Here is a 26,080-nt window from a genome sequence, read left to right as displayed (position 1 = left end):
GGCCTAATGTACCGTGCAGACCATGCAGGGATCGAAGCTGCGCACCACATGCTGCACGGCCAGCGGCACCTCGCCCTCCACCGCCACCCCCTCCAGCGCCGCCTCCAGCGGGCCGGGGGCGCCGCCCTCATCGCGGGGGCTGAAGTTCCAGGTGGTCGGCGCGATGATCTGATAGCCGGCGATGCGGCCATTCTCGATGCGGATCCAATGGCCAAGCGCGCCGCGCGCCGCCTCGACCAGCCCCGCGCCGGTGCCGTGCCGGGGCATCGTGCCTTGCGCCATGAAGCTGGCGCCGGGGGTCAGGCCCTCTACGAGCCGCTCCATCACCACCTGCGTGCGCGCCAGTTCCAGCAGCCGCGCGCCGACCCGGGCGAGCACGCCGCCCTCTGCGGCCAAGGACAGCGCCAGCGGATGCCCATCGACCACCTGCCGCGCCAGCGCGCCCACCTCCATCGGCTGGCCCGACAGGCGCGGGGCCTTGCACCAGCTGTAGCCGGGGGCGGCCATCGTCTCATCCGGTTCGGTCACGCCCTGCAGGGGGTGCGCCACCGAGCCCTGCATCCAGGCGTGGCTCAGATCCTCGCGGATCGCCTCGGGCGCGACCGGAGCCAGGACACCCGCCGCCCAGGTGCCGGCGGCGAAGGCGCGGCCGTCTTCGGTGGGATAGGCGCCGAAGGAGAGGTAGCGGCCCGCGCCGCGGCCGAGCGATTGCAGGTCCAGATCGGCGGCAATCTCAAGGAACAGGGCGACATCGCCGCCCGGCCAGCGCATCAGCGCGGCGGTGCTGTCCAGCGCGTCGAAATCTTCCAGCCGCCCGCCGAAGACCACCGTTTCCAGATAACGGCGAAAGGCGCGCAGGGTGGCCGCCAGCCGCGCCTTTTCGCGCGGGCCCGGCGCACGGGTCACGCCGCCGGGCTGGATCGCCAGCGTGTGCGGCCACTTCCCGGCCAGCAGTCCCATGACATGCAAAAGCTCCGCCCGCGCCTTCACCGCCTCGCGCTGCGCGCTGCCCTCCATCGCTGTGAACCGCTCCACCGTGCGACCGTGCCAGGGGCGGGTGGCATAGGCGGGGCGGGCGAAGTCGGGCATGAAGAACAGGTGGAAATGCGTCAGGTGGTCCGCCACATTCTCGGCCGCATGGATCAGCGCCGCCGCCAGCGCGCCCTGCGGAGTGGGCTGCAGCCCCATCGCCGCGCCAAGCGCCCGGGCGGCGGCGGCCGACTGGCTGATCGAGCAGATGCCGCAGATCCGCGGCGTGATGACCAGCGCGTCGCGGGGATCGCGCCCCTCCAGCATCCGTTCGAACCCGCGATAGAGCGGCGCGTTGACCTGCGCCCGCGTCACGCGGCCGTCGGCCACGTCCAGCGTCACCTCCAGATCGCCCTCGACCCGGTTGAAGGGGCCGACCACCAGCCGCGCTTCGGTCATCGCGGCTTCCTCAGCGTCGGTGGCACGATCACCCGGTCGGCATGGGCATTGGCCCCGATGCGCGGCGGTGTCGCGGCCTTCGACAGCGAGGCCAGCGCCATGAACCAGGCCTTGGGCATGTCGGTCGGCAGGCCCACCGGGATGCCGGCAATCTTGGGGGTCTCGACAAAGGCGTGGCTGGGGTCCTCGAACTGGGGCGCGGTGCAGTTGATGCAGGGATAGCCGCCGCGGGTGCAGCTGCCCTCGCCGTTCCAGGGGCGGATGTTGCAATCGCCCACCGCCTGGGTGCCGATGCAGCCGAGATTCTCCATCATGCAGCCGATTTCCGACAGATCGCGCGCGCTGGCCTTGTATTCGTAGAACTCGTTCTTCGGGCAGCCGTGATGCACCAGATGGTCGGCGTAGAAGCGCGGGCGGGCATAGGGATCAAGCGCCAGCGCGTCACCCGCGGCCAGCATCATCAGGGTTTCGGTCACCCAGCCCGGATGCGTCGGGCAACCGGCGACGTTGATCACCGGCCCGCCCGAGCCGCTGCGCCAGTCGGGCGGCAGCAGCCCGCCGGAATGGGCGCCGTCATATTGCAGGCCCACGGCATCGGTGGGGTTGCCCCCCGCCGCCGTGACCCCGCCATAGGCGGCGCAGGTGCCCACGGCCACCACATGCCGCGCGCGCTCGGCAATCAGGCCGACCCAGTGCATCAGGCTGTGCCCGGTGCCGGACAGCATCTGGAACCGCCCGGTGCCGGCGGGGCCGCGGGCGATGGCGCCCTCCACACAGAGGATATCGAGCGGGATGCGCCCCTCGGCCACGTCCTGCAGGATGGCCCGCGCCTCGGCCCCGGTTTCGACCGACAGCGCAGGGTGCCACAGCAGGCGGATGCCGGCATCGGCCAGAAGGTCCAGCACGCCCGGGCTTTCGGCGCAAAGCAGCGACATTGTGCAGCCGCCGCAGCCCGAGGCCTGGAGCCAGAGCAGCGTAGTCATGGCGCGGCCCCCATCGGCAGCGAGAGCTTGAAGCATGCGCCGTCCGCAACCTCGCACAGGGTCAGGCTGCCGCCATGTTCCTCGGCGATCTTGTGGCTGATCGACAGGCCAAGCCCGGTGCCGCGCCCGACCGGCTTGGTGGTGAAGAACGGGTCGAACACCGCGGCGCGCAGGTCGCCGGGGATGCCCGGGCCATTGTCGGCCACCGTCAGCACCGCCTGCCCGGCCAGCGCCTGCACCGACAGGCGGATGCACCCGTCCGCCCGCCCCTCCAGCGCATCGACGGAGTTCTGCACGAGGTTCATCACCACCTGCTGCACATGGCCCGCCCTTCCCAGCACGGGGGCCGGCTCCATCACCCCCATCTCCAGCGTCACCGGCTGCTTCATCCCGCGCATCACCCAGCTGGCGGCGATGCGCACGGTTTCGGCCAGATCGAACACCAGCTTCTCTCCCGACCCGTCCGAGGACAGCCGCCGCAGATCCTCGACAATGTCGCGCACCCGCTCTGCCCCGTCACGGGCGCCCTCGATGGCGTCGCGCAGGTTCGCCACCTCGCGGTCCAGCCGCAGGTCGCGGCGCAGCGCGATCAGCTCCTCGCGGCTGGCGCCGTCCTGCACGCGGGCGAAATAGGTCTCGAACTTGCCGGCATAGCGTTCCAGCGCATGGGTATTGGCATAGACGAAGCTGATCGGGTTGTTCAGCTCATGCGCGACCCCAGCCAGAAGCCGGCCAAGCGAGGCCAGCTTTTCATTGCGCACCAGCTGCGCCTGCGCGGTCTTCAGCGCGTCATGCCCGGCGCTGAGCTTGGCATAGGCGGTGCGCAGCGCCCCCAGCGGCCGGCCGGTCAGCACGAAGCCATCGACCCGGCCCCGGTCATCGAGCCGCGGCGCGATGGAGATGTCCAGCGGCTCCACCCCCGCCGCGGTCAACAGGTTCGCCTCGAAGCTGCTGGTGCGCCGCCGGTCGCGGACCGTTTGCAGCATGGCGGTGACGATGGCCTTTTCATCCGGCGCGAACATCTCGGCCAGGGGCTCGCCCAGGACCTGCGCGGCGGGGCGGCCGGTGAGGTCGGCGCAGGACTGGCTGAAGCGCGCGATCCGCCCCGCCCGGTCGGCCACGATCAGCACATCGGACACCGAGGACAGGATCGCGGTCAGGAAGGTGCGCATCTCCTCCAGCTCGGCATTCTGGCGCTCCAGCCGCTCCTGGTAGCCGACCAGATCGGCATAGGTCCGGTCCATCGCCTGCAGCACATCCAGCCAGGCGTCATCGGAGAAATGCTGGGGCCGCTCGTGGCTGATGGGGGTGTCGAGGGTTGCCATGCGCCGAATGCTAGAAGCCGCCCCCGGTCATGGAAAGGGAAATCCGCGGGGCCGGGATCGGGGCGCTTGGGGCGGCGCTGCTGGTGGGTTTCTTTCCAGATTTCGCGCCGGATGGATAAGCCGCTTTGCAGCCCTTGCCCCTGAAAAGCCTGCGATTTTGGTAGGTTCCTGCGTGATTTCAACGCCCTGCACAAAATGTGCCTGCAATCGCATTTTGCTTCCAGATGCCGGTGAAAACCATACTCTCACTTCTTGCCGGATGTGAAAGCCGTCCGACCAGCCACGAGGGGGGAGACCCGTGACGCAGCGAGTTTTGATTCTGGGCATCGGGAATGTCCTTTGGGCCGATGAGGGCTTTGGCGTGCGCTGCGTCGAGGTGATGGCCGACACGCACGCCCTGCCGGGCAATGTGCGGCTGCTGGATGGCGGGACGCAGGGGCTGTACCTGCTGCCCTTCCTGGAAGAGGCCGATGCGCTGATCGTCTTCGACGCCATCGATTATGGCCTGCCCGCCGGCACCATGAAGATCATTCGCGATGGCGAGGTGCCGGCCTTCATGGGCGCCAAGAAGATGAGCCTGCACCAGACCGGCTTTCAGGACGTGATCGCCACCGCGCAGCTGATGGGCTATTGCCCGGCGCGGATGGTGCTGATCGGCTGCCAGCCGGTGGAGCTGGACGATTTCGGCGGCGGTCTGCGGCCACAGGTTGCGGCGCGCATCCCCGAGGCGCTGGCGATTGCCCGCGAGGTGCTGGCCGAATGGGGCATCCCCTGCAGCGAGGGGCGCACGGAAAGCGACCTGCTGGCCGACCCGTCGATCCGCCGCAGCGCCTATGAGGCGGGCCGCCCGTCCGAGGCAGAGGCCTGCCGGCTTGGCGATGACCGCTTCTTCCCCGGGGCGCGGTGATGTGCGTCGGCATCCCGATGCAGTTGACCGCCATCGACGGCATCGTCGGCCACGGCAGCGACAGGGGCACGCCCCAAATTCTGGACCTGTCGCTGCTGCCAGATGCGCGCGTCGGCGACTGGGTGCTCGGCTTCCTCGGGACCGCGCGTGAGATCCTGCCCGAGGCAGAGGCGCTGCTGATCCTCAAGGCGCTCGACGGCCTGTCGCGGATCATGGCGGGCGGCGATCACGGCGATGCCTTTGCCGATCTGGATGCCCGCACGCCGACGCTGCCCCCCCATCTTCAGGCCGCGCTGGACGCGGGCCAAGCCACAGGGTGACCCATGCATGACCATGCGCACGACCACGACCTGCCGCCCGCCGCCACGATCCACCCGCTGATCGCGCGGCTGGAGGCGGAGTTCCACTATCCCCGCCTGCACTCGGCCCATGATGTCGCCGAGTTTCTGGCCCGGCCCGGTGTGCATTGCCTGTTCGTGCCCGGCGATCCGCGCCGCAATCTGGAAACCGCCGACGCCGCGGTGATCCTGCCGGAACTGCGGCTGGCCTTCCAGAACGCCTTCGACTGCGCGGTGGTGGACGATGCCATCGAGGCGGCGCTGCGCGAGCGATACCGCGCGCTGAAGACCCCGGGCCTGCTGTTCTTCCGTGGGCCCGAGTATCTGGGCGCGGTCGAGAAGGTGCGCGACTGGTCCGACTACCTTGCCCGCATCACCCATTTCCTGTCGCTCAAAGCCGCCTGAGGTCTGATCATGGTTTCGCCCTTCACGCTTCCGCCCACCGGCTTTGGCCCCGGCTCGCAGCCCGACCCGGAGGGAGAGCTGCAATACCTGCCGATGCCGTCCGGGATGCGGACCTATTCGCCGCATATCCCCGATGCGGCTGACATCGCCGCGCTGGCCGAGACGCTGGCGATGCTGGCCGAGATGGCCGTGGCCTGCGAGGTGGTGGCACAGGGGGCACCGGCGGTCAGCTTCGATCTGGCCACGCTCTCGCCCGCGGCGCGCAAGGTGATGGCCGATGCGCTGGGGCAGGGTGAGGTGTCGATGAAGATCCGCGGCCTGCCGGCGGTGATGGTGCAGGAAAGCGTCTTCGCAGGCGTCTGGATGCTGCTGGCCGCCGGGATGGATGTGGTGGAAATCGCGCCCGTGCCGACGCTGTCGCTGAGCCGCGCCCACCTGCCCCACAGCCCGGCCATCGGCGTGCTGGCCAAGCGCATTCCGGGGCTGGCGAACGCCCCTGCCCTGCTGGCCGAGCTGGTGGACAAGTCGCTGTCCCGCCGCGCCGGCGAGATCGCCCATGTCGTGAACCTCTCGCTGCTGCCGCACACGCCCGAGGATCTGGTCTGGCTGTCCGAGGCTTTGGGGGAAGGCGCGGTCACCATCCTGTCGCGCGGCTATGGCAATTGCCGCGTCACCTCCTGCGCGCAGGCGCATGTCTGGAAGGTGCAGTTCTTCAACTCGATGGATGCGCTGATCCTCGATACCTACGAGGTCTGCGAGATGCCCGAGGTGGCGCTGGCCGCCGCCGAAGACCTTGCCGACAGCGCCATCCGCATCCGCGACGTGATCGAGGCGATCCGATGACCCCGGGCTTCGAGGGCAGCTTTCTGGGCGCGGCGGACAAGATCAGTTCGCTGGCGATCATGGAATGCAAGATCTGCTGGACGCCCTATGACCCGGCGATGGGCGATGACACCCGGCAGGTGATGCCCGGCACCGCCTTTCTGGACCTGCCGGACGATTGGTCCTGCCCCGGCTGCTCTGCCCCCCGCGCGCAGTTCCTGGTGCGCGAGGATCCGGGCGCGCCCTCGGCCGCGGTGATGGCAGAGATGGAGGCGCGCACGAAGGCGCTGGTCGCGGATTTCACCGAGGTGTTCCATTCGCGGATGCGCGACCTGCCGATGGTCAACCAGGCGCTGCATGTGCAGGCGGTGGGGTTCCAGCCCTATGAGGGTGGCTTTCTGGGCGTCCTCGTGGCGCCGTGGTTCATGAACCTCGTGCTGCTGCCGGGGCCGGAACGCGCCGTGCTGAAGGTCGGCACGAAGGAGACGGTCACCTTCCCCTCGGGCGCGTATGAATTCATGCACGCCGCGCGCGAGATGGTGGGGCCCTACATGGCCTGCGCGCTGTTCTCGCCCATGGGCGATTTCACCAGCCAGTTGCAGGCGGTGGAGGTGGCCCGCGCGGCGATGGGCGAACTGTTCCGTGTCGAGAACCGCGCCGAGACCGACCGCGCTGCCGACATCCGCGCGCTGCGCGAGGCGGAGCTGGCGCCGGTGGCGGAACCCGACCTGGCGCCCTCGCGCCGCAAGCTGATCACCGGGGGCCTTGGCGAATGACCCTCGGCGCGGCGCAGATCCTTGCGGGCAGAACGGGGTGGCGGATCGACCGCCAGCCGGGCCCGGATCTGGCTGCGCTTGTCATTGGCCGGCCGGTGGAGGAGGTGGCGGCACTTTTGCCGCGGCTGTACAACCTGTGCCGGATGGCGCAGTCCACCGCCGCCTGCCTGGCGCTTGGCCTGCCCTGCGAGGGCGATCCCGGGGCCGAGGTGATCCGCGACCACCTCGCCCGGATCTTCGTGACCCTGCGCAGGGCCTTTGGCATGGCCCCGCTGCGGCCCGATGTGGCGGGGGTCTTCGGCCCGGCGGGCCACCTGCCCCGCAATGTGGGTGAGCTTTCGGGCTGGCTTACCTCCGATCTTCCCGCCGCCGAACTGGCGCGCGCTGTGGTCCAGAGCTTCTCCGCGGGCATGGCGGTCTGCCGCCCCTTGCCTGCGCCGCAGGGCACCCAGACCGGAGCCTTCGAGAACTCCCCGGCGGGGCGGCAGGCGGCGCATCCGCTGCTGCGGGCCATCGAGGCGGATCAGGGCCGCAGCCCGCTCTGGCGCTATCTGGGGATGCTGGCGGACCTTGAGGCCGCGCTGGCGGGCCAGCTGCCCGCGCCCCGCTGCCTGCCGGGTGGCACCGCCATTGTGCAAGCGGCCCGCGGTGCCTATGCGCTGCGGCTGGACCAGTCGGACGGGAGGGTGACAACCATGCTGCGCGTCACCCCGACCGACCACCAGCTTGCCCCCGGCGGCGCGCTGGAGCAGGCGTTGGCAGGCCTTCCCGCGCAGCGCCCCGACTTGGCCCTGCGGCTAATTGCGCTGCACGATCCGTGCATCCCGGTCACGCTGGCGGAGCCCTGCCATGCATGAGATGAGCCTTGCCGAGGGCATCCGCAGCATCGTCGAGGATCAGGCCCGCGCCCATGGCTTCGCCCGCGTCACTGTGCTGCGGCTGGAGATCGGGCGCTTTGCCGGGGCCGAGAAACCGGCGCTGGAGTTTGCCTTCGACGTGGTGATGCGTGGCAGCCCGGCCGAGGGCGCGCGGCTGGAGATGATCGACCTGCCCGGGCAGGCGCTTTGCTATGATTGCGCAACGACCGTGGAGATCGCCCACCGGCTGGACGCCTGCCCGATCTGCGGTGGCGGAAAGCTGATCCCGCAGGGGGGCGACGAGATGCGGATCAAGGATATGGAGGTGGTCTGATGTGCACGGTCTGCGGATGCGGCGATACGGTGACGGCGGATGGCAAGCCGATCAGCCATGACGAGGCGCACCGCCTTGGGCTGGCCCATTCCCATGCGCCCGCGTTCCAGCCAGCAGCCCTGCCCTTCCCGCATGTGCAGGCCGGGCACCACCACTATGGCACCGGCGCGGCGGGCGTGTCGGTCCCCGGCATGACCCAGGCGCGGCTGATCGAGGTGGAAACCTCGATCCTTGCCAAGAACGACGCGCTCGCCGCCTCCAACCGCCGGGTGCTGACGGCGCTTGGGGTGCTGGCGCTGAACCTTGTCTCCTCGCCCGGGTCGGGCAAGACGACGCTGCTGTGCCGGACCATCGAGGCGCTTGGCGAGGCGCCGCTGGCGGTGATCGAGGGCGACCAGCAGACCAGCGCCGACGCAGACCGCATCCGCGCCAGCGGGGCGCGGGCGATCCAGATCAACACCGGCAAGGGCTGCCATCTGGATGCGGCCATGGTCGGGCACGCGGTGGATGCGCTGCGCCCGCGGCCGGGATCGTACCTGTTCATCGAGAATGTCGGCAATCTGGTCTGCCCCGCCGGTTTCGACCTTGGCGAGGATGCCAAGGTGGCGATCCTGTCGGTGACCGAAGGCGAGGACAAGCCGCTGAAATATCCCGACATGTTCACCGCCGCCCGGCTGGCGATCCTGAACAAGACCGACCTCGCCCCGCATTGCGACGTGGATATGGACCTCTACGAGGCGAACCTGCGCCGGGTGAACCCGGATATCGAGATCCTGCGCCTGTCGGCCCGCACCGGCGAGGGGATGGCGGCCTGGCTGGACTGGCTGCGCACAAGGCTGGCGGAGAAGGCGGCATGACCAGCCCGCAGCCCACCATCTTGCTGGTCGATGACGAGCCGCATTCGCTCTCGGCCATGCGCATGGCGCTGGAGGATGAGTTCGACTGCCTCACCGCCGCCGACGCGGCCACCGCGCTGGCGAAGATGGAGGAGGACTGGGTGCAGGTGGTGATCTGCGACCAGCGGATGCCGGGCCGCACCGGCGTGGAGTTCCTGACCGAGCTGCGCGACCGCTGGCCCGATGTGGTGCGGATCATCATCACCGGCTACACCGACCCTGCGGCGATGGCGCAGGCGATCAACGATGCCGGCATCCACCAGTTCATCAACAAGCCCTGGCATCCCGACCAGCTGCTGATGTCGGCCCGCAACGGCGCCAAGCTGTTCCAGCTGGCGCGCGAGAATGAGCGCATGGCGCTGGAGATGCGATTTCTGGCCACGACCAGCCAGAGCAAGCTGGAAAAGCGCCGCGCCGCGCTGCGCGAGGGGATGGGGTTCGAAAGCCTGCTGCGCAGCCCGCAAAGCCCGATGAATGCGCTGATCGACACCGCCCGGCACTTTGCCAGCTTCGACGTGCCGGTGCTGCTTCTGGGCGAGGCCGGCACCGGGCGGGCGCGGCTGGCGCGGGCGATGCATTATGGCTCGTTGCGGTCGGACAAGCCGTTCCACGCGCTGAACCTGGCCGGCCTGCCCGAGGATCTGGCGATGGTCGAGCTGTTCGGCGCCAAGCGCGGCATCCTGCCGGGCGGGGTGAACAAGATCGGGCTGGTGCAGAAGGCCGACCGCGGCACGCTGTTCGTGGAGGGGGTGGAACATGCCTCTCCGGCGCTGCAACTGGCGCTGTGGCGGCTGGTCGAGGAAGGCAGCTTCAGCCCGCTTGGCGGGCAGGAGGTGCTGACAACCAACCTGCGGCTGATTGCCGGGGCGGGCGCCGACCTGCCCGCGCGGGTGGCCGATGGCCGCTTCCGGCTGGACCTCTATTACGCGCTGGCGGTGACGGAGCTGCCGCTGCCGCCGCTGCGGGCCCGGCGCGGCGACATCGCCCTTCTGGCGCAGCATTTCCTGTCGGACCTTGCGGCCGCGCATGGCAAGGCGGCACATGGCTTTTCCCCCGCGGCGCTGGAGTTCCTCGAAGGCTATGACTGGCCCGGCAACCTGCGCGAGCTCTACAACGAGGTGACGCGGATGCTGATCTTCGCGCAATCGCCGGTGCTGGGGGCCGAGCTGATCAGCCGCCCGATCCTGCAGGCGATGCCATCGGAAAACGGCGCCGACCGGGTGGCGCAGTCGGTGCTGGTGGCGGATGGCACGCTGAAAGACCGGGTGGAGCTGATCGAGATGCGCATCCTGCGCGAGACGCTGACGCGGCACCGCTGGAACAAGAGCCGCGCCGCGGTGGAGTTGGGGCTCAGCCGCGTGGGCCTTCGCGCCAAGCTGGACCGTTACGGCATCATGGACCCTTCGGGGCATCTGCACGAAGAGGAGGACTGAGCCATGTGTCTGGGCATTCCCGGCAAGATCATCGCCATCACCGATGCGGCCCGCCTGATGGCGATGGCCGAGGTGTCGGGCGTGCGGCGCGAGGTGAACGTGGCCTGCGTCGCGGGCAATGATCTGGAGGCGCTGGTGGGGGCGTGGACGCTGATCCATGTCGGCTTCGCCATGAGCCTGATCGACGAGGACGAGGCCGCGCGAACGCTGGAGGCGCTGCGCGATCTGGGCGAGGCGCAGGAGGCGCTGGACCAGATGGCCGCCGCTGACGAGGCGCTGGCATGACCGCCCCTGTGCTGAAATTCGCGTCCGAGTTCCGCGACCCGGCCGCGGCGAAAGTGCTGCTCGCCGCGATTGCCCGCAAGGCCGACGAGATCGGCGCGACGCGTGCAAAACCCGTCCACATCATGGAAATCTGCGGCGGCCACACCCATTCGATCTTTCGCTACGGGCTCGACAAGCTGATCCATGACGGGGTCGAATTCATCCACGGCCCCGGCTGCCCGGTCTGCGTGCTGCCGATGGCGCGTGTGGATGAATGCGTGGAGATTGCCGAGACGCCGGGGGTGATCTTCACCACCTTCGGCGATGCGATGCGGGTGCCCGGGCATCGCAAAAGCCTGATCCAGGCGAAGTCGGCCGGGGCCGATATCCGCATGGTCTATAGCCCGCTCGACGCGCTGGAGCTTGCCCGGCGCAACCCGGGGCGCGAGGTGGTGTTCTTCGGGCTCGGGTTCGAGACCACGACGCCCTCCACCGCGCTGTCCATCCAAGCCGCAGCGCGTGAGCGGCTGACCAATTTCAGCGTGTTCTGCAACCACATCACCGTGCCCGAGCCGATCAAGGCGCTGCTGGACGATCCCGACATGCGGCTCGACGGCTTCATCGGCCCCGGCCATGTGTCGATGGTCATCGGCATCCATCCCTATGACTTCATCGCGGCCGACTATGGCAAGCCCATCGTGGTGGCGGGGTTCGAGCCCACCGACCTGCTGCAATCGGTGCTGATGGTGCTGACCCAGATCGCCGAGGGCCGCGCGGCGGTGGAAAACCAGTATGGCCGCGTGGTGCCCGAGCATGGCAACCCCGTCAGCCTGGCCGCCATCGCCGATGTCTATGAGCGCCGCCCCAGTTTCGAGTGGCGGGGGCTGGGAGAGATCGACGCCAGCGGGCTGCGCATCCGCCCGAAATACGCGGCCTTCGATGCCGAGGAGAAGTTCGGCATCGGCTATGCCACCGGCCGCCGCAACGTGCCGGAACTGGAGGGCTGCGCCTGCGGATCGGTGATGATCGGCAAGCTGAAACCCACCCAGTGCCCGCAATTCGGCAAGGGCTGTGTCCCGGAAATGCCGCTGGGGGCGCTGATGGTGTCGTCGGAGGGCGCCTGCGCCGCCTATTGGCAATATGCCGGGGCGCGGGAGGCGGCGGAGTAGATGGCCCTGCGCGATACCCATGTGACCATGGCCCATGGCGGCGGCGGGCGGGCAATGCGCGACCTGATCGAGGAGGTGTTCACCTCGGTCTTCCAGCCGCCGGGCTCCGAGGATCAGGCACGGCTGATGGACGAGGCCCTGCAACAGCCCGGCGCGCGGCTCGCCTTCACCACCGACAGTTTCGTGGTCACGCCGCTGGAGTTTCCGGGCGGCGATATCGGCAAGCTGGCGGTCTGCGGCACGGTGAACGATCTGGCCGTCGGCGGGGCGCGGCCGCTGTGGCTGTCGGCGGCCTTCATCATCGAAGAGGGCTGCGAGATTGCGCTGCTGCGCCGCATTGTGGCTTCGATGGCGGCAGAGGCGGCGTTGGCGGGGGTGAGGATCGTGACCGGCGACACCAAGGTGGTGGACCGCGGCAAGGGCGACGGGGTGTTCATCACCACGGCAGGGGTGGGGGTGATCCCGCCGGGGGTAGAGATCGGCGCGCAGTGCATTCGACCCGGCAACGTGGTCCTCGTCAACGGCGTGCTGGGGGATCATGGCGCCACCATCCTTGCGGCGCGCGGCGATCTGGCGCTGTCGGTAGACCTGTTGTCCGACTGCGCCGGGCTTGGCCATCTGATGCAGGCGGTGCTGGCCGCCGCGCCGGGCCTGCGCGCCGCCCGCGACTGCACGCGGGGCGGGCTTGCCAGCGCGCTGAACGAGATGGCGGCAGAGGCGGGGGTGGCGGTGGAACTGGAGGAGACCTTGCTGCCCCTGCGCCCGGAGGTGGCAGGGGTGTGCGAGCTGCTGGGGCTCGACCCGCTCTATCTGGCGAACGAGGGGCGGCTGGTGCTGTTCTGCCCGGCGGATCAGGCGGAGGCGGCCGTGACCGCCATGCGGGCCCTGCCCGAGGGGCAAGGGGCCTGCATCATCGGGCGGGCGCATCCCGGCACGCCCGGGCGGGTGACCCTGCGCACGGCCTTTGGCGGCGCAAGGCTGGTGGACATGCTGGTGGGCGAGCAGCTTCCCCGGATCTGCTGATCGCTTAGAACCCGCTGACCCTCGGCAGCCATGTGGACAGCACCGGCACGAAGGTGATCAGCATCAGGGCAACCGCCAGCGCCACGAAGAAGGGCGGCATCTCCTTGATCAGCGTCGAAGGGCGCAGGTTCGCCGTGGAGGCGACGACGAAGATCAGGCTGCCGACGGGCGGCGTACAAAGCCCAAAAGTCAGGTTCACGATCACCAGAATGGCGAAGTGGTTGGGGTCGATGCCAAGCGCCAGGCTGATCGGCGCCAGGATCGGGACCAGGATCATCACCCCCGGCAGCGGGTCCATGAACAGGCCGAAGACCAGCAGCAGCAGGTTCACCGCCAGCAGGAAGACGATGGGCGACAGGTCCCAGGCGATGATGGTCTGCGCCAGGAATTGCGGCAGCCCCTCGATGATCAGCACCCAGGCGAAGGCGCGGGCGGCGCCGAGGATCAGCAGCACCGCCCCTGCAACCAGCGCCGCGCGCAGGATGATGGCGGGCAGGTCGCGCAGATGCAGCGAGCGATAGACGAACATGCCCACCAGCAGCGCGTAGAACACCGCGATCACCGAGGCCTCGGTGGGCGTGAAGACTCCAAAGCGGATGCCGCCGAGGATCAGCACGATCAGCAGCAGCGCCGGGATGGCATGGACCGCGATGCGCAGGATCTCGGCGACAGGCGGCATCGGATCGCCGCTGACATAGCCGCGCACATGGCTGACACGGGCATTGGCGATCATCACCAGCAGCGTGATCAGCAGGCCCGGCAGCACCCCGGCCATGAACAGGGATCCGACCGAGACGCTCTGATCCTGCATGGCGTAGATGATCATGGTGATCGACGGCGGGATGATCGGCCCCACCACCGCGCTCGCCATGGTCAGCGCGCCGGCATAGGGTTTGTCGTAGCCGCCCTTCTCCATCATCTTGATCATCATCGAGCCGGGGCCGGCGGCATCGGCCAGCGCGCTGCCCGAGATACCGGCGAACATGGCAGAGCTGAGCACATTGGCATGGCCAAGCCCGCCCTTCAGGTGCCCGACCAGCGACTGTGCAAGGCGCAGGATGGCCAGCGTCACCGCGCCCCCCGTCATGATCTCTGCCGCCAGGATGAAGAACGGCACGGCCAGCAGCGGAAAGCTGTCGAGGCCGGTAAACATCTCCTTCACCACGACGAGGCTGGGATAGGAGGACCCGAAGCTGAGCGCGACGAAGACGGAAATCGCCATGGCGAAGGCCACCGGCACGCCAAGCGCCAGCAGGATGAACAGGGCCGGGAACAGGATTTCAGCCACGGGCGCCTCCGGGCATGGGGGTCGCGCTGTCCGCGCCGTTCATCGGCTTGAAGGCGCCGGCAGTGATGAAGGGTCGGGCGATCAGCAGCAGATGCACGATCAGCAGGCCAAAGCCCACAGGCATGGCGGCATAGACGTAAAGGAACGGGATGCGCAAAGCGGGCGTCACCTGGAACTGCATCCGTTGCGCGTATTGCACGCCCACATGGACCATGAAGCCGAAGAAGATCAGCAAGCCCACCACAAGGCAGGCCCGAAGGATCTTTTGCCCCATCATCGGCAGGGCATCCTGAAGGTTGGTGATGGCGACATGGCCGCCGATGCGCAGGATCAGGCCGGCGCCGGCGAAAGTCATCCAGATCATCAGGTAGCGCGCCGCCTCATCCGCCCAGGACAGCGAATGTGAGGAGGTGTAGCGCAGCGCGATGTTCGCGCCGACGATCAGCGCCATCGCCGTCAGCATCAGGATCAATGCCCAGCTGTTGAGCGTGACGAAGATGGTTTCCAGCTTTTTCAAGGATCGGCCTCTGGAGGGTGGCCGGCGCCGGAGGGGCGCCGGGTTCGGTCTTGCTGTGGTCTTTACTGGAAGTTGACGATCGAGTTGACGAAGTCTTCGCCATAGGTCTCGTAATAGCCGTCATAGGCCGACTGGATCGAGGTCTGGAACGCGGCCTTCTCTTCGGCCGAGAGGGCGTTCACTTCCATGCCGCGCTCTTTCAGCGTCTCGACGCCGTTCGCTTCGACGTCATCCACGTAGCCACGCATCGCGCCCACAGCCTCAGTCGCGGCCGTTTCGAAGGCGGCTTTCTGCGTATCGTCCAGGCCATCCCAGAACGGCTTGGACACCAGCAGCATCGCCGGCGAATAGACGTGGCCCGACAGGGTCAGGTAGGTCTGCACCTCGTTCAGCTTGGCCGAGACGATCACCGAGAGCGGGTTTTCCTGCCCGTCGATCACGCCCTGCTGCAGCGACGAGATCACCTCGGGCCAGGCCATTGGCGTCGGCGCGGCGCCCATGGCGTTGAACGCGGCCAGGTGGACCGGGTTTTCCATGGTGCGGATCTTCAGGCCGGCGACGTCAGCGGGCGTCTGGATCGCGTTGCGGTTGTTGGTGATGTGGCGGAAGCCCTGTTCACCCCAGGCAAGGCCGACGAGGCCGACATTGTCGAACTCGTCCAGGATGTCCTGGCCGATGGGGCCATCCAGAACCGCGCGGGCATGGGCCAGGTCGCGGAACAGGAACGGCACGTCGAACACTCCGGTCGCGGGCACGAAGTTGGCCAGCGTGCCCGAGGACACGATGGTCGCCTCGATGGTGCCAAGCTGCAGGCCTTCGATGACCTCACGCTCGCCGCCCAGACCCGACGAGGGGAAATGGGTGAAGGTGAACTGGTCGCCGGTTTCGGCAGTGACGACCTCTTCGAACTTGTCGGCAGCAACGCCGTAATGGCTGTCGGGCGCCAGGGCGTAGCCGATCTTGACTTCGGTCTGCGCAGAGGCCGGAAGGCCAAGCGCGACGAGGGCACCCGTCGCAGCGAGTGCGCGGAAATGATGTTTCATGGTAGTCCTCCCCTTTGGTGTTAACTTGCTACAGGCGCCCCTTTTGGGTTGCAACCCGTTCCGGGGCGCCGCGGGTCAGTCGCCCTTGCGGAACAGCGTGACCAGCTCCGGCACATAGGCCTGGGCATGGCCGCCCGTCACCGCCGCCCCAAGCGACGCCGACACGCCGTCGGCGATGGTCATTTGCCCGCCCGCGGCTTCGGCCATCGCGCGGTAATAGTCGATGTCCTTCTGCGCATTGCCCACGAAGAAGGGCAGCCCCTCGCGGTCCCCCGCCACGATATAGGGGGCCAGCCTGTCCAGCGCCGCGCTGGCACCGCCGCCCCCCGCCAGCACATCGACGAAGATCTGCGGATCGACACCCGCATCAGCCGCCTGCGCCGCGGCCTCGGCCAGCAGGGACATGAACCCGATGGAGACATAGTTGTGCAGCAGCTTCAGCCGGTGCCCATGCCCCAGCGGGCCCACATGCTGGACCGACGCGGTGAACGAGGCCAGCACCGGGCGGACCCTGTCCAGCACCCCGGCCTCGCCGCCGACCAGCAGGTTCAGCGTGCCGTCATGGGCGTGCTTGGCAGTGCGGGTCATCGGCGCATCCAGATAGGCGCCGCCCGCCGCGGCAATGAGCGTCCCCATGCGCAGGGTCGAGTCCGGCAGGGCGGTGGAGCAATCGACGACCACGGTGCCGGGGGCGATGGCAGACCCCAGCCCGCTCTCGCCGGCCACGATGGCCTCCACCTGTAGCGAGCCAGTGACGCAGAGGATCACCACGTCCGACGCGGCCGCAACCTCGGCCACGCTGGCGGCAGGGCGGCCGCCAAGGCCGGTGATCTCGTCCACCGGCTGGTTGCCGGGATGGTCGAGGAAGGTCAGCTGGAACCCGCCCCGCGCCAGCACATTGCGGGCAATCCCGTGGCCCATCAGGCCAACGCCGATAAGTCCGACACGCATGGTAGTCTCCTTGCAGTTATCCCTCGCCCGCTGGCGCAGCGTCAGTCCGTGTTGATCCAGATCGCCTTGGTGTCGAGGTATTCGTCCAGATGCTCGGTTCCGCCCTCGCGGCCATAGCCCGACATCTTGACCCCGCCAAAGGGCACCGCCGGGTCGATGGCGTGATACATGTTCACCCAGACCGACCCGGCCTTGATCCGGTGCGCCAGCTTGTGCGCGGTGCCCAGATGGGTCGAGAACACGCCCGCCGCCAACCCGTAGGACGTCGCATTGGCGCGTTCCACCACCTCGTCCAGCGTGTCGAAGGGCAGCGCGGATATCACCGGGCCGAAGATTTCCTCGCGGGCAATGGTCATGCCGTCGGTCACGCCGCCGAACACCGTGGGCTGGATGAAGTTGCCGCCGGCAAAGGCGGCGCCCTCGGCGCGGCTGCCGCCCGTCAACACCTCGGCGCCTTCGTTCGGCCCGGCAGCAAGGTAGCCCGCGATCCGGTCCGCCTGCCGGGCCGAGATGATCGGGCCGACATCGGTGCCCTCGTCGATTCCATGCCCGATGCGCAGCTTGGCCGCGAAATCGGCCACACGCCGCACGAACTCGTCATGGATCTCGCGCGCCACGAACAGGCGTGACCCGGCGATGCAGATCTGCCCGGAATTGGCGAAGACCGCCATTGCCGCCACCGGCACAGCCTTGTCGATATCGGCATCGCGGCAGACGATCACCGGCGACTTGCCCCCCAGCTCCAGCGACACGCGCTTGAGGTTGCCGGTCGCCGCGCGGGCAATGGCCTGCCCGGTCGCGGTGGACCCGGTGAACACGATCTTGTCCACGCCCGGATGCGCCGCCAGCGCCGCCCCGGCTTCGGACCCCAGCCCGGTCACGATGTTCAGCACCCCGTCCGGCAGGCCCACCTCCTGCATGATCCGCGCGATCATCAGCACGGTCAGCGAGGCCTCTTCCGACGGCTTCAGGACCACCGTGCAACCCGTCGCCAGCGCCGGTGCGATCTTCCAGACCGACCCGGCAATGGGCGCGTTCCACGGGATAATCGCGCCCACCACCCCCACCGGCTCGCGCACGGTCTGCGAGTAGATCTCGCCGGGGAAGGAGTTCGGGATGGTCTGGCCGTGGATGCTGACGGCCTGCCCTGCATAGAAGCGCAACATCCCCAGCACGCGGCGGCTGTTGGCCAGCGTCCGCTGGATCGGCATCCCCATGTCCAGCGTGTCGGACAGGCAGAGCCGTTCCCACGCCGCCTCGAACCCGTCGGCGATGCGCAGCAGCAGCGCCTGACGCTCAAAGGGGGTAAATTTGGACCAAGGGCCCTCGAAGGCCTTGCGGGCGGCGGCGACGGCCGCGTCGATATCCGCGGCATCGCCTTGCGGGACGGTCGCCAGCAAGGAGCCATCGGCGGGGTTGCGGGCGTCCATCACCTTGCCGGAGCGGGCCTCGCACCACGCGCCATCCACGAACATCGGGCGGAAGCTGCCGTCATACAGCTCTGCCGCCAGCGATTTCCAGTCTGTCATCTTGTCTCCTCCGGCTTGCGGCACGGGTCTCGCCGCGCGGATACCTAAGCCAGTCGGCGGGGGACCCGCAACCTCTTGCCGGATCACCGGTCCGACGTGAGCAGCTTCAGGCCCGCGACGGTGAAGAGGGCGCAGAGCCCGCCCTCGATCCCGCGCCGCAGCCGCGCATAAAGGCTGATCATCGGCGCGGTCGAGAACAGCACCGCATAGCCGCCGAAGACCAGCACCCCCAGCAGGGCGCAGCCGCCGATGATCGCGGGCAGCACCCCGGCCGGGGCCTCTGGCCCCAGCCCCAGCGTCATGATCGCCATCCATCCCAGCACCGCCTTGGGATTGCCGATATGCATCAGCAGGCCCTGCCGATACAGTCGGCGATAGTCCGGCGCCGGGCGGGCGGCCTGCTGGCGGGCGGCGGGCGCATCCGGGCGCATCGCCGACCTGCCGGCGCGGAACGCGAGATAGAGCAGATAGAGACCGCCCAAGATCTTGAGCACGACCAGCGCCTCGGCATAGGCCGCCAGCAGCGCCGACAGGCCCGTCGCCGCCAGCATCGCCCATAACAGCGAGCCGGTCATGACCCCGGCCGCCAGCACCAGCGCCGGGCCACGGCCATCGCGCATGGCTGTCGCCATGATCGCCATGTTGCTTGGCCCGGGGCTGAGGGTTGCGACGAGGTAGGCGCCATAGACGAGGGCGAGCTGGGGGATGATCATGCGCGGGTCTCCGGGCGGCGAGTGATCCCTACATGACGGAAGATTTCTGCAGCGGGCAATCCGAACATTGTATTGGTGGGGGTCAGGCCCGGCGGACAGGCCCTCGCCAAAGGGCCGCGCAAAGGTACATCCGTCCCGAAGGTTGATGGCTTGCCGGATGGACCTCGCCCCGTTAACCTTTTAGGCTGAAGCCCTCCGCATCGCTTGGCGGGATCCAAAAACTCATAACCTTCTGGGAGGCCACCATGAAAATCACTGCCCTGAAAGCCATTGCAGGCGCCGCGCTTGCGGTTGGCATGTTGGCCAACGGTGCCGCAGCGCAAGAGATGCAGTTCTTCCGCATCGGAACCGGCGGCACGGCGGGCACCTACTATCCGATCGGCGGCCTGATCGCCAACGCGATCTCGAGCCCGCCCGGCTCGCGCGCCTGCGAGGATGGCGGCTCGTGCGGCGTGCCCGGGCTGATCGCCACGGCGGTCGCCTCGAACGGGTCGGTCGGCAACGTGAACTCGATCAACGGCGGCACGCTTGAGGCCGGCTTCAGCCAGTCGGACGTGGCCTATTGGGCGCAGACCGGCACCGGCCTGTGGGAAGGCCAGCCGGCGGTCGACAAGCTGCGGCTGATCGCCAACCTCTACCCGGAAAGCATCCACCTCGTCGCCCGCGCCGATGCCGGCATCGCCTCGGTCGCCGACCTTGCGGGCAAGCGGGTCTCGCTGGACGAGCCGGGCTCTGGCACGCTGGTCGATGCCAAGATCATCCTCGAGGCCTTTGGCCTGACCGAAGCCGACATCACGCCGGAATACCTCAAGCCCGACCAGGCCTCGGACCGGATGCGCGACGGCGCGATGGATGCGTTCTTCTTCGTCGGCGGCTATCCGGCCGGCGCGATTGCCGAACTGTCCAGCCAGCATGACGTGGTGATCGTCCCGATCACCGGGCCGGAGATCGACGCCCTGCGCGCCGAATACACCTTCTTCGCCACCGACACCTTCCCGGCCGGCACCTATCAGGGCCAGGACGCCGAAGTGCCGACGATCTCGGTCGGCGCGCAGATGGTGACCTCGGCTGACCTCTCCGAAGAGCTGGTCTATGGCATCACCCAGTCGCTGTTCAACGAGACCACGCAGAAGCTGTTCGCCAACGGCCATGCCAAGGGCAAGTTCATCACGCTGGAAAACGCGGTTCAGGGCGCGGGCATCCCGTTCCACCCGGGCGCGGAGAAGTTCTACCGGGAAGCCGGCGCCATCGAATGATCGGCCCTTGCTGACATGACTTCGGGGACGCAGCCATCTGGCCTGCGTCCCTTTTTGATCTTCCTATCACGGCAAGGATCCCCCAGATGAGCGACGAACAGCGCGCGTTGACCGAAGCGGAACTGCGGGCAATCGAAGAGGAATTCGATCCCGAGGCGCGATACAGGACGGTATCGCGCCCGGTGATGCTGCTGTCCGGGGTGATCCTGTTCGCGCTGTCGGTCTATCACTACTACACAGCCGGCTATGGCATCCCGCGCGCGACCACGCATCGCGGGCTGCACATGGGCATCTCGCTGTTCCTGATCTTCCTCAGTTTCTCGGCGCTGTCGTCCGGGCGGCACAAGTCCAGCCGCTTTGCGATCCTGGGGCTGCCGGTGCTGGACTGGGCGCTTGCCATCGCCGCCCTTGTCAGCTCGCTCTACGTGCCGTGGATCTATGACCAGCTGGCTTTCCGCATCGGCAACCCGCTGCCGCTCGACATCGCCATGGGCACTATCCTGCTGGTTGCGCTGTTCGAGGCTGTGCGCCGCTCGATGGGCTGGCCCTTGCCGGTGATCGCGGGGCTGTTCATCGCCTACGCCTATTTCGGCCGCTCGATGCCCGGGATCTTCGTGCATCCGGGATCGGACTGGGCCGGCATCGTCAACCACCTCTACCTGTCCTCGCAGGGCGTCTACGGCACGGCGCTTGGGGTCATCGCCACCTATGTGTTCCATTTCGTGCTGTTCGGCGTGATGGCGCAGAAGATCGGGCTGGGGCAGCTGTTCATCGACCTTGCGACCGCGCTGACCGGGCGCTTCTCGGGCGGGCCGGCCAAGGTGTCTGTCGTGTCCTCGGCGCTGCTGGGGTCGATCTCGGGCTCGTCCATCGCCAACACCGTCACGACCGGCGCGCTGACCATCCCGACGATGATCAAGATCGGCTTCAAACGTCATTTCGCGGCGGCGGTCGAGGCGGCCTCCTCCACCGGCGGCCAGATCACCCCGCCGGTCATGGGGGCGGTGGCCTTCCTGATGGTGGAGTATCTGGGCATCCCGCTGCGCACGATCCTGATTGCCGCCATCGTGCCCGCCTTCATGCACTTCTTCGGCGTGCTGGTTCAGGTGCATCTGGAGGCCAAGCGCCTTGGCATCCGCGGGCTGCGCAAGGAAGAGTTGCCCAATGCCGTGAAGGTGCTGCGCGAGGGCTGGCTTTCGGTGCTGCCGCTGCTGCTGCTGGTCTGGATGCTGATGTCGGGGCGCACCCCGTTCCTGGCGGCCTTCTGGGCGATCACCGCCTGCATGGCGGTCTATGCCATCCAGCAGGTCATGGCCTCGGGCCTGGCCCAAGGCGTAAAGAACTTCGCCGCAGGGATCTACGAAGGGTTCGTGTCGGGCGCCAAGGGCTCGCTGGCCGTCACCGCCGCCGCCGCGCTGGTGGGTGTGGTGATCGGCGTCGTCACGCTGACCGGCGTCGGCTTCAAGATCGCCTTCATGCTGACCAGCCTCGCGCAGGGATGGGCGGAATCCTCACACGCTTTCCTCGCCTTCCTGCCGTTCGAGCTGTTCACGGTCGCCACGCTGGCGCTGCTGTTCACGCTGATGATGACGGCCGTGGTCTGCATCCTGATGGGCTGCGGGATCCCGACCACGGCGAACTACATCATCATGGTGGCCGTAGCCGCCCCGGTGCTGTCGATGATGAATGTCGAGCCGATCGTGGCGCACTTCTTCGTCTTCTATTATGGCGTGCTGGCCGACGTGACGCCCCCGGTGGCGCTGGCGGCCTATGCCGCCTCTGGCATCGCCGGGGCCAATGCGTTCAAGGCCGGCAACACCGCCTTCCGCCTGTCGATGGGCAAGGCGCTGGTGCCGTTCATGTTCGTGTTCTCGCCCTCGCTGCTGCTGGTGACAGCCGACTTCACCTGGAACGCCTTCGCGCTGGCCTTCACCGGGGCCATACTGGGGATCGTCGCGCTGTCGGCGGCGATCACCGGCTGGCTGAACGGCCCGCTGCTGCGGATCGAACGGGCGATCCTGCCCATCGCTGCGCTGCTGATGATCGCGCCGGAACTGGTCTCGACCGCCATCGGCGCCGCACTATTGGGGGCCGTGGTGCTGCGCCAGTGGCTCGCCGGGCGCAACGAGCCCTCGGCCGCGCTGTGACGGAGGGCCGGATGTCTACCGCGCCTGCGCCTGCGTCCAGACCACCGCTTCGGCCAGCACCTCTCGCAGGGCGCTGTCGAAGCCGCGCACCACATCCGTCGTCTCATCCGTCTGAACCCGTGCCGTCGCCGCAAAGCGGCGGGTAGCGACGATGCGACGGTCTGACTCGCGGATCAACGTCATCATCGCGCTGACGCGGACGTCCAGCGGCTCGGCCGCGGGGCCAGCTGGCTGTGCCTGGAATTCCTGCAATTCGGTCATCAGCGTGTAGTCCGGCATCAGCCCGGCGCCCGTCCGCCCCACCAGCCGAAAGCCGCCAAGGTTCTGGAAGGACGTCACCAGCAGCGTCTGCACCAGCGCCGGGGCGGGTTCGGACCATTGGGCATCGGGCAGGTATTGCGCCTGAAAGGCCTCCGGCTTGATCAGGATCCGGTCCGTGGCCAGCGCCCCGGCCGAGGAGGGAAGCTCCACCACCAGATGCCCGTTGCCCAAGGCGGGCGCCGAGGCGGCGGCGGCGGCGGGGGACAGCGTATATGCGTCCCGCTGCGCGCTCGCCTCTGACACGGCGGTGAAGGCGCCGCAGCCGGAGAGCAGGGTCAGCACAAGGGCAAGCATCAGTTTCATAACCGTCATCTCCTGTACTCCGGCGTCTGGGTTCCCAGCAGGAAGCGGCCGGGGTCGCTGCCGATGCGCGCGGTGACGGCGCTGATATTCGCCACCAGCGCCCGCGCGTCGGTGGCAAGCGCACTGAACTGCGGCAACCCCTCGCGCGAGAAGCTCTCGAAGCCGGTGACCGACCGATCGAGGCTGGCAACGGCGGCGCGAAGCTGGTCCATCACCGCTGGCACGTCATCTTCCAGCACCGCATTGGCGCTGCCGAACGCCGCCTGAATATCGACCAGCGCCGCATCCACCCGCACCAGCGAAGCCTGCGCCGAGGCCATCACCGCTTCCGTCTGCGTCGCCATCGTGTCGATGCGGGCGGTGGCCTTTTCGACATTGCGCAGGATCTCGGTGATCGCCGCGCCATTCTCGGGCGTGGTGAAGCCGCGGATATCGCGCATCAGCAGGATTGCCTCATTCAGCAGGTCGGGCATTCCGGTGATCAGATCTTGCATGACCGAGGGCCGCGACGCGATCAGCGGCACATCCGCGGGCGGCACCCGGGTCAGCCGCTCTGCCGCCATGCTGCCCCCCTCCAGCGCCACATAGGACACACCAGTCACGCCCTGCGACGACAGGGTCGCGACGGTGTCGGTGCGGATCGGCGTGCTGGCGTCGATCTCGATCCGCACCCGCACCAGCGAGGGGTCTGCCCCGTCCAGCGCGATGGTCACCACCTTGCCGACGGTGACGCCGTTATACTGCACCGTGCTGGCAAGACCGAGGCCGGCAACGCTGTCGAAGACGATGTCATATTGCGCATAGGTCCGGTCGATCTGAACCTTGGCGAGCCAGAGCGTGAAGCCGAGGATCGCCAGGACGCTGGCAAGGGTGAAGACCCCGACAAGGATGTATCTCGCGCGCGTTTCCATCAGTTGCCTCCCGCTGGCGGCTGCGCCGCATGGGCGCGGGGCCCGTGGAAATAGGCGTGGACCCAAGGCTGGTCGACGCGCAGCATCTCGGCCATGGTGCCGGTCACCAGCACCTTCTTTTCGGCCAGCACCGCGATCCGGTCGCAGGTGGCGTGCAGGGTGTCGAGGTCATGGGTGACCAGGAACACCGTCAGCCCCAGCGCCTTTTGCAGCGCCGTTATCAGCGCATCGAACTCCGACGCGCCGATGGGGTCGAGCCCGGCGGTGGGCTCGTCCAGAAACAGGATCTCGGGATCCAGCGACAGCGCGCGGGCCAGCCCTGCCCGCTTGCGCATCCCGCCCGACAGGTCCGACGGGGACAGATCCCCGGCCGAGGCCGGAAGGCCCACCATGGCGATCCGCAGATCGGCCAGCGCCCGGCGGGTTTCAGCGTCGATCCCCAGCCGCTCGCGCATCGGGGCGGCCACATTCTCGCGCACGGTCAGCGAGGAGAACAGCGCGCCGTCCTGGAACATCACGCCCCAGCGGTTCTGCACGTTCCGCAGATGGGCGGCATCGGCGGTCAGCACATCGGTGCCCAGAACGTCGATGGTCCCCTCCGCCGGGTGCTGCAGCCCGACGATGGTGCGCAGCAGCACCGACTTACCGCTGCCCGAGGCGCCGACGACGCCCAGAACCTCGCCGCGCATCACATCAAGGTCCAGGCCCTGATGTACCACGGTCTTGCCGAAGCGGTTGGTCAGCCCGCGGATGGTGATGATCGGATCGGTCATCAGATGCCCCACAGCGCGAAGAAGATGGAAAACAGTGCATCCACCACAATCACCAGGAAGATCGCCACCACGACCGAGCGTGAGGTGCGGCTGCCGAGCGATTCCGTATCGCCCTTGACCTGCATCCCCTGATGACAGCCGACGACGCCGATGATCATCGCAAAGACCGGCGCCTTGATCAGGCCGATCAGCAGGTGCGACACGTCGGTGTTGTTCAGAAGCTGGGTGCGGAACATGCCCGGCGAGATGCCAAGTTCGGCCCAGGCCATCAGCCCGCCACCGACAAGGCCGGAGATATTGGCGATGAAGCCAAGCACCGGCAGCATGAGGACCAGCGCAAGCACGCGCGGCAGCACCAACAGCTCGATGGGATCGAGCCCCAGAACCCGCATCGCGTCGATCTCTTCGCGCATCTTCATCGAGCCGATGGCGGCGGTGAAGGCCGAGGCGGAGCGCCCCGCCACGATGATCGCGGTCAGAAGAATGCCAAGCTCGCGCAGGATCGAGATGGCGATGAGGTCGACAACGAAGACCTCTGCCCCGAACTGCTGCAGCTGCGAGGCGCCCTGGAAGGCCAGCACCACCCCGATCAGGAAGCCCATCAGCGCCACGATGGGCACGGCGTTCAGCCCCGCCTGATGCATGTGATGGACAAGCGCCGTCAGCCGCAACCGAGTGGGGTGCAGGATTGTCCAGCCAAGCCGGGCCATGACCAGCCCCAGAAAGCCGAGACTCTCGCCGAGGCCGACCGCAACTTGGCTGACAGCCTTCCCGGTCTCGGCCAGCGTGTCGCCGGCCTGATGATGCACAGGGCGGGGCTTTGGCGCCGGAACCGCCGAGGCCAGTGCTTCGGTCACCGTTTCGAGGAGCAGGGTTTGCGCGGCATTGGCGCCGGTCAGGGTGCCGCCCTTGCCCGCCTGCCATGACGTCAGCAGCCAGGCGCCGGCCGTATCCAGCATCGTCACGCCCGACAGGTCGAGCGCGCGGCCATCGGGATGGCTCTCGAGAAATGCGCGGGTATCGCCCAGGCTTGCCAGTGTGACCGGCCCCTGCAGGGCAAGCGGTTCGGGGGCCACTGCCCCCGCTGTCATCCGCCGACCGTGACCGCGCTCAGCCCGCTCAGCAAGCCGGTCCCCCGCAGGATCCAAAGGATCACCGCGATCACCACGACGATGTTCAGGATGGATTTTATCTTGCGGTCCATCGGGATATAGGTGTTCACCAGCCACAGGAGGACACCGACGACGACAAGGGTGATGATCAGATCGAGAAGCGGCATGGGGGCATCCTTGTTGGGGCGGGCGCGGCAAGCGCGGCCGCCGATTTGACGGGAGGTTACGCCGTCGCCCGGGCCCCGATACTGATCGA

The 26,080-nt window shown here is 68.1% G+C and carries 28 protein-coding genes; 14 read left to right on the top strand and 14 right to left on the bottom strand.

The window, feature by feature from the left end; translation table 11 throughout:
• Window positions 1-3: 3 nt before the first annotated feature.
• From GVY41_RS01620 to GVY41_RS01610, 3 genes are read right to left on the bottom strand one after another with little or no spacing between them, the layout of a single operon-like run.
• Window positions 4-1,428, bottom strand: coding sequence for a nickel-dependent hydrogenase large subunit (locus GVY41_RS01620; protein WP_161342718.1), 1,425 nt, complete (start codon window positions 1,426-1,428; stop codon window positions 4-6).
• The gene (locus GVY41_RS01615) at window positions 1,425-2,411 is read right to left on the bottom strand and encodes an NADH-quinone oxidoreductase subunit B family protein (protein ID WP_161342716.1); all 987 of its coding nucleotides are present in this window, start codon (window positions 2,409-2,411) and stop codon (window positions 1,425-1,427) included. The genes GVY41_RS01620 and GVY41_RS01615 overlap by 4 nt, the downstream gene beginning before the upstream one ends.
• Window positions 2,408-3,736 (bottom strand): sensor histidine kinase, encoded by a 1,329-nt coding sequence (locus tag GVY41_RS01610; protein ID WP_161342714.1) that lies wholly within the window; start codon window positions 3,734-3,736, stop codon window positions 2,408-2,410. The genes GVY41_RS01615 and GVY41_RS01610 overlap by 4 nt, the downstream gene beginning before the upstream one ends.
• A gap of 298 nt (window positions 3,737-4,034) precedes the next feature.
• On the opposite strand from GVY41_RS01610, the gene GVY41_RS01605 reads away from it, so the two are divergent.
• Genes GVY41_RS01605 through hypE form a run of 12 tightly spaced genes read left to right on the top strand, consistent with a single transcriptional unit; the run spans window position 4,035 to window position 12,960 of the window.
• Window positions 4,035-4,643, top strand: coding sequence for a HyaD/HybD family hydrogenase maturation endopeptidase (locus tag GVY41_RS01605; RefSeq protein WP_161342712.1), 609 nt, complete (start codon window positions 4,035-4,037; stop codon window positions 4,641-4,643).
• Window positions 4,643-4,963 carry a HypC/HybG/HupF family hydrogenase formation chaperone gene (locus tag GVY41_RS01600; protein ID WP_161342710.1) on the top strand — a complete coding sequence of 107 codons (321 nt, stop codon included), beginning with the start codon at window positions 4,643-4,645 and terminating at the stop codon, window positions 4,961-4,963. The genes GVY41_RS01605 and GVY41_RS01600 overlap by 1 nt, the downstream gene beginning before the upstream one ends.
• A 3-nt stretch (window positions 4,964-4,966) precedes the next feature.
• Complete coding sequence (locus tag GVY41_RS01595) at window positions 4,967-5,386, top strand: thioredoxin domain-containing protein (RefSeq protein ID WP_161342708.1); 420 nt, start codon at window positions 4,967-4,969, stop codon at window positions 5,384-5,386.
• 9 nt (window positions 5,387-5,395) lie between these two features.
• The gene (locus GVY41_RS01590) at window positions 5,396-6,229 is read left to right on the top strand and encodes a hydrogenase expression/formation protein (RefSeq protein WP_161342706.1); all 834 of its coding nucleotides are present in this window, start codon (window positions 5,396-5,398) and stop codon (window positions 6,227-6,229) included.
• Window positions 6,226-6,984 (top strand): [NiFe]-hydrogenase assembly chaperone HybE, encoded by a 759-nt coding sequence (gene hybE / locus GVY41_RS01585; RefSeq protein WP_161342704.1) that lies wholly within the window; start codon window positions 6,226-6,228, stop codon window positions 6,982-6,984. Before GVY41_RS01590 ends, hybE begins: the two co-directional genes overlap by 4 nt.
• Complete coding sequence (locus tag GVY41_RS01580; RefSeq protein ID WP_161342702.1) at window positions 6,981-7,841, top strand: hydrogenase expression/formation protein HupK; 861 nt, start codon at window positions 6,981-6,983, stop codon at window positions 7,839-7,841. The genes hybE and GVY41_RS01580 overlap by 4 nt, the downstream gene beginning before the upstream one ends.
• Window positions 7,834-8,175, top strand: coding sequence for a hydrogenase maturation nickel metallochaperone HypA (gene hypA / locus GVY41_RS01575; protein ID WP_161342700.1), 342 nt, complete (start codon window positions 7,834-7,836; stop codon window positions 8,173-8,175). The genes GVY41_RS01580 and hypA overlap by 8 nt, the downstream gene beginning before the upstream one ends.
• Window positions 8,175-9,032, top strand: coding sequence for a hydrogenase nickel incorporation protein HypB (hypB, locus tag GVY41_RS01570; RefSeq protein WP_161342698.1), 858 nt, complete (start codon window positions 8,175-8,177; stop codon window positions 9,030-9,032). Before hypA ends, hypB begins: the two co-directional genes overlap by 1 nt.
• Entirely contained in the window at window positions 9,029-10,504 is a 1,476-nt protein-coding gene (locus GVY41_RS01565) for a sigma-54-dependent transcriptional regulator (protein WP_161342696.1), read from the top strand. The genes hypB and GVY41_RS01565 overlap by 4 nt, the downstream gene beginning before the upstream one ends.
• A 3-nt stretch (window positions 10,505-10,507) precedes the next feature.
• The gene (locus GVY41_RS01560; RefSeq protein ID WP_161342694.1) at window positions 10,508-10,789 is read left to right on the top strand and encodes a HypC/HybG/HupF family hydrogenase formation chaperone; all 282 of its coding nucleotides are present in this window, start codon (window positions 10,508-10,510) and stop codon (window positions 10,787-10,789) included.
• A gap of 11 nt (window positions 10,790-10,800) precedes the next feature.
• A complete protein-coding gene (gene hypD, locus GVY41_RS01555) occupies window positions 10,801-11,937 on the top strand; it encodes a hydrogenase formation protein HypD (protein WP_161343110.1) in 1,137 nt (378 codons plus the stop codon).
• Complete coding sequence (gene hypE / locus GVY41_RS01550) at window positions 11,938-12,960, top strand: hydrogenase expression/formation protein HypE (RefSeq protein ID WP_161342692.1); 1,023 nt, start codon at window positions 11,938-11,940, stop codon at window positions 12,958-12,960.
• A gap of 4 nt (window positions 12,961-12,964) precedes the next feature.
• Here the strand turns inward: hypE and GVY41_RS01545 are convergent, their stop codons facing one another.
• The 6 genes from GVY41_RS01545 to GVY41_RS01520 all read right to left on the bottom strand — a co-directional run bounded on the left by GVY41_RS01545 (window position 12,965) and on the right by GVY41_RS01520 (window position 19,001).
• A complete protein-coding gene (locus GVY41_RS01545; RefSeq protein WP_161342690.1) occupies window positions 12,965-14,248 on the bottom strand; it encodes a TRAP transporter large permease in 1,284 nt (427 codons plus the stop codon).
• Entirely contained in the window at window positions 14,241-14,765 is a 525-nt protein-coding gene (locus GVY41_RS01540; protein ID WP_161342687.1) for a TRAP transporter small permease, read from the bottom strand. The genes GVY41_RS01545 and GVY41_RS01540 overlap by 8 nt, the downstream gene beginning before the upstream one ends.
• 62 nt (window positions 14,766-14,827) lie before the next feature.
• On the bottom strand, window positions 14,828-15,808 hold the full coding sequence (locus GVY41_RS01535; RefSeq protein ID WP_161342685.1) for a TRAP transporter substrate-binding protein: 981 nt from the start codon (window positions 15,806-15,808) through the stop codon (window positions 14,828-14,830).
• Between the two features lie 75 nt (window positions 15,809-15,883).
• Entirely contained in the window at window positions 15,884-16,759 is an 876-nt protein-coding gene (locus GVY41_RS01530) for an NAD(P)-dependent oxidoreductase (RefSeq protein WP_161342683.1), read from the bottom strand.
• 41 nt (window positions 16,760-16,800) lie between these two features.
• On the bottom strand, window positions 16,801-18,288 hold the full coding sequence (locus GVY41_RS01525) for an aldehyde dehydrogenase family protein (RefSeq protein WP_161342682.1): 1,488 nt from the start codon (window positions 18,286-18,288) through the stop codon (window positions 16,801-16,803).
• Window positions 18,289-18,371: 83 nt separating this feature from the next.
• On the bottom strand, window positions 18,372-19,001 hold the full coding sequence (locus tag GVY41_RS01520) for a LysE family translocator (protein WP_161342680.1): 630 nt from the start codon (window positions 18,999-19,001) through the stop codon (window positions 18,372-18,374).
• Window positions 19,002-19,246: 245 nt separating this feature from the next.
• Here GVY41_RS01520 and GVY41_RS01515 point away from each other — a divergent pair, with 245 nt between their 5' ends.
• Both GVY41_RS01515 and GVY41_RS01510 read left to right on the top strand, forming a co-directional pair.
• Window positions 19,247-20,257: a TAXI family TRAP transporter solute-binding subunit gene (locus GVY41_RS01515; RefSeq protein ID WP_161342678.1), complete on the top strand. Its 1,011-nt coding sequence runs from the start codon at window positions 19,247-19,249 to the stop codon at window positions 20,255-20,257.
• A gap of 86 nt (window positions 20,258-20,343) precedes the next feature.
• A complete protein-coding gene (locus GVY41_RS01510) occupies window positions 20,344-22,404 on the top strand; it encodes a TRAP transporter permease (protein WP_161342676.1) in 2,061 nt (686 codons plus the stop codon).
• Between the two features lie 15 nt (window positions 22,405-22,419).
• Here GVY41_RS01510 and GVY41_RS01505 read toward each other — a convergent pair whose 3' ends face one another.
• Genes GVY41_RS01505 through GVY41_RS01485 form a run of 5 tightly spaced genes read right to left on the bottom strand, consistent with a single transcriptional unit; the run spans window position 22,420 to window position 25,991 of the window.
• A complete protein-coding gene (locus GVY41_RS01505) occupies window positions 22,420-23,028 on the bottom strand; it encodes an ABC-type transport auxiliary lipoprotein family protein (protein ID WP_229725892.1) in 609 nt (202 codons plus the stop codon).
• A gap of 5 nt (window positions 23,029-23,033) precedes the next feature.
• Window positions 23,034-23,939 (bottom strand): MlaD family protein, encoded by a 906-nt coding sequence (locus GVY41_RS01500; protein ID WP_161342674.1) that lies wholly within the window; start codon window positions 23,937-23,939, stop codon window positions 23,034-23,036.
• Window positions 23,939-24,712, bottom strand: coding sequence for an ABC transporter ATP-binding protein (locus GVY41_RS01495; RefSeq protein WP_161656850.1), 774 nt, complete (start codon window positions 24,710-24,712; stop codon window positions 23,939-23,941). The genes GVY41_RS01500 and GVY41_RS01495 overlap by 1 nt, the downstream gene beginning before the upstream one ends.
• Window positions 24,712-25,803, bottom strand: coding sequence for an MlaE family ABC transporter permease (locus GVY41_RS01490; protein WP_161342672.1), 1,092 nt, complete (start codon window positions 25,801-25,803; stop codon window positions 24,712-24,714). Before GVY41_RS01490 ends, GVY41_RS01495 begins: the two co-directional genes overlap by 1 nt.
• Window positions 25,800-25,991: a Thivi_2564 family membrane protein gene (locus GVY41_RS01485; RefSeq protein WP_161342670.1), complete on the bottom strand. Its 192-nt coding sequence runs from the start codon at window positions 25,989-25,991 to the stop codon at window positions 25,800-25,802. The genes GVY41_RS01490 and GVY41_RS01485 overlap by 4 nt, the downstream gene beginning before the upstream one ends.
• Window positions 25,992-26,080 lie beyond the last annotated feature (89 nt).

This window comes from Frigidibacter albus, assembly GCF_009908165.1.
GTDB lineage: Bacteria > Pseudomonadota > Alphaproteobacteria > Rhodobacterales > Rhodobacteraceae > Frigidibacter > Frigidibacter albus.
Note: the sequence above shows the minus strand (reverse complement) of the source record. Positions and strands in the feature narration are given on the sequence as shown.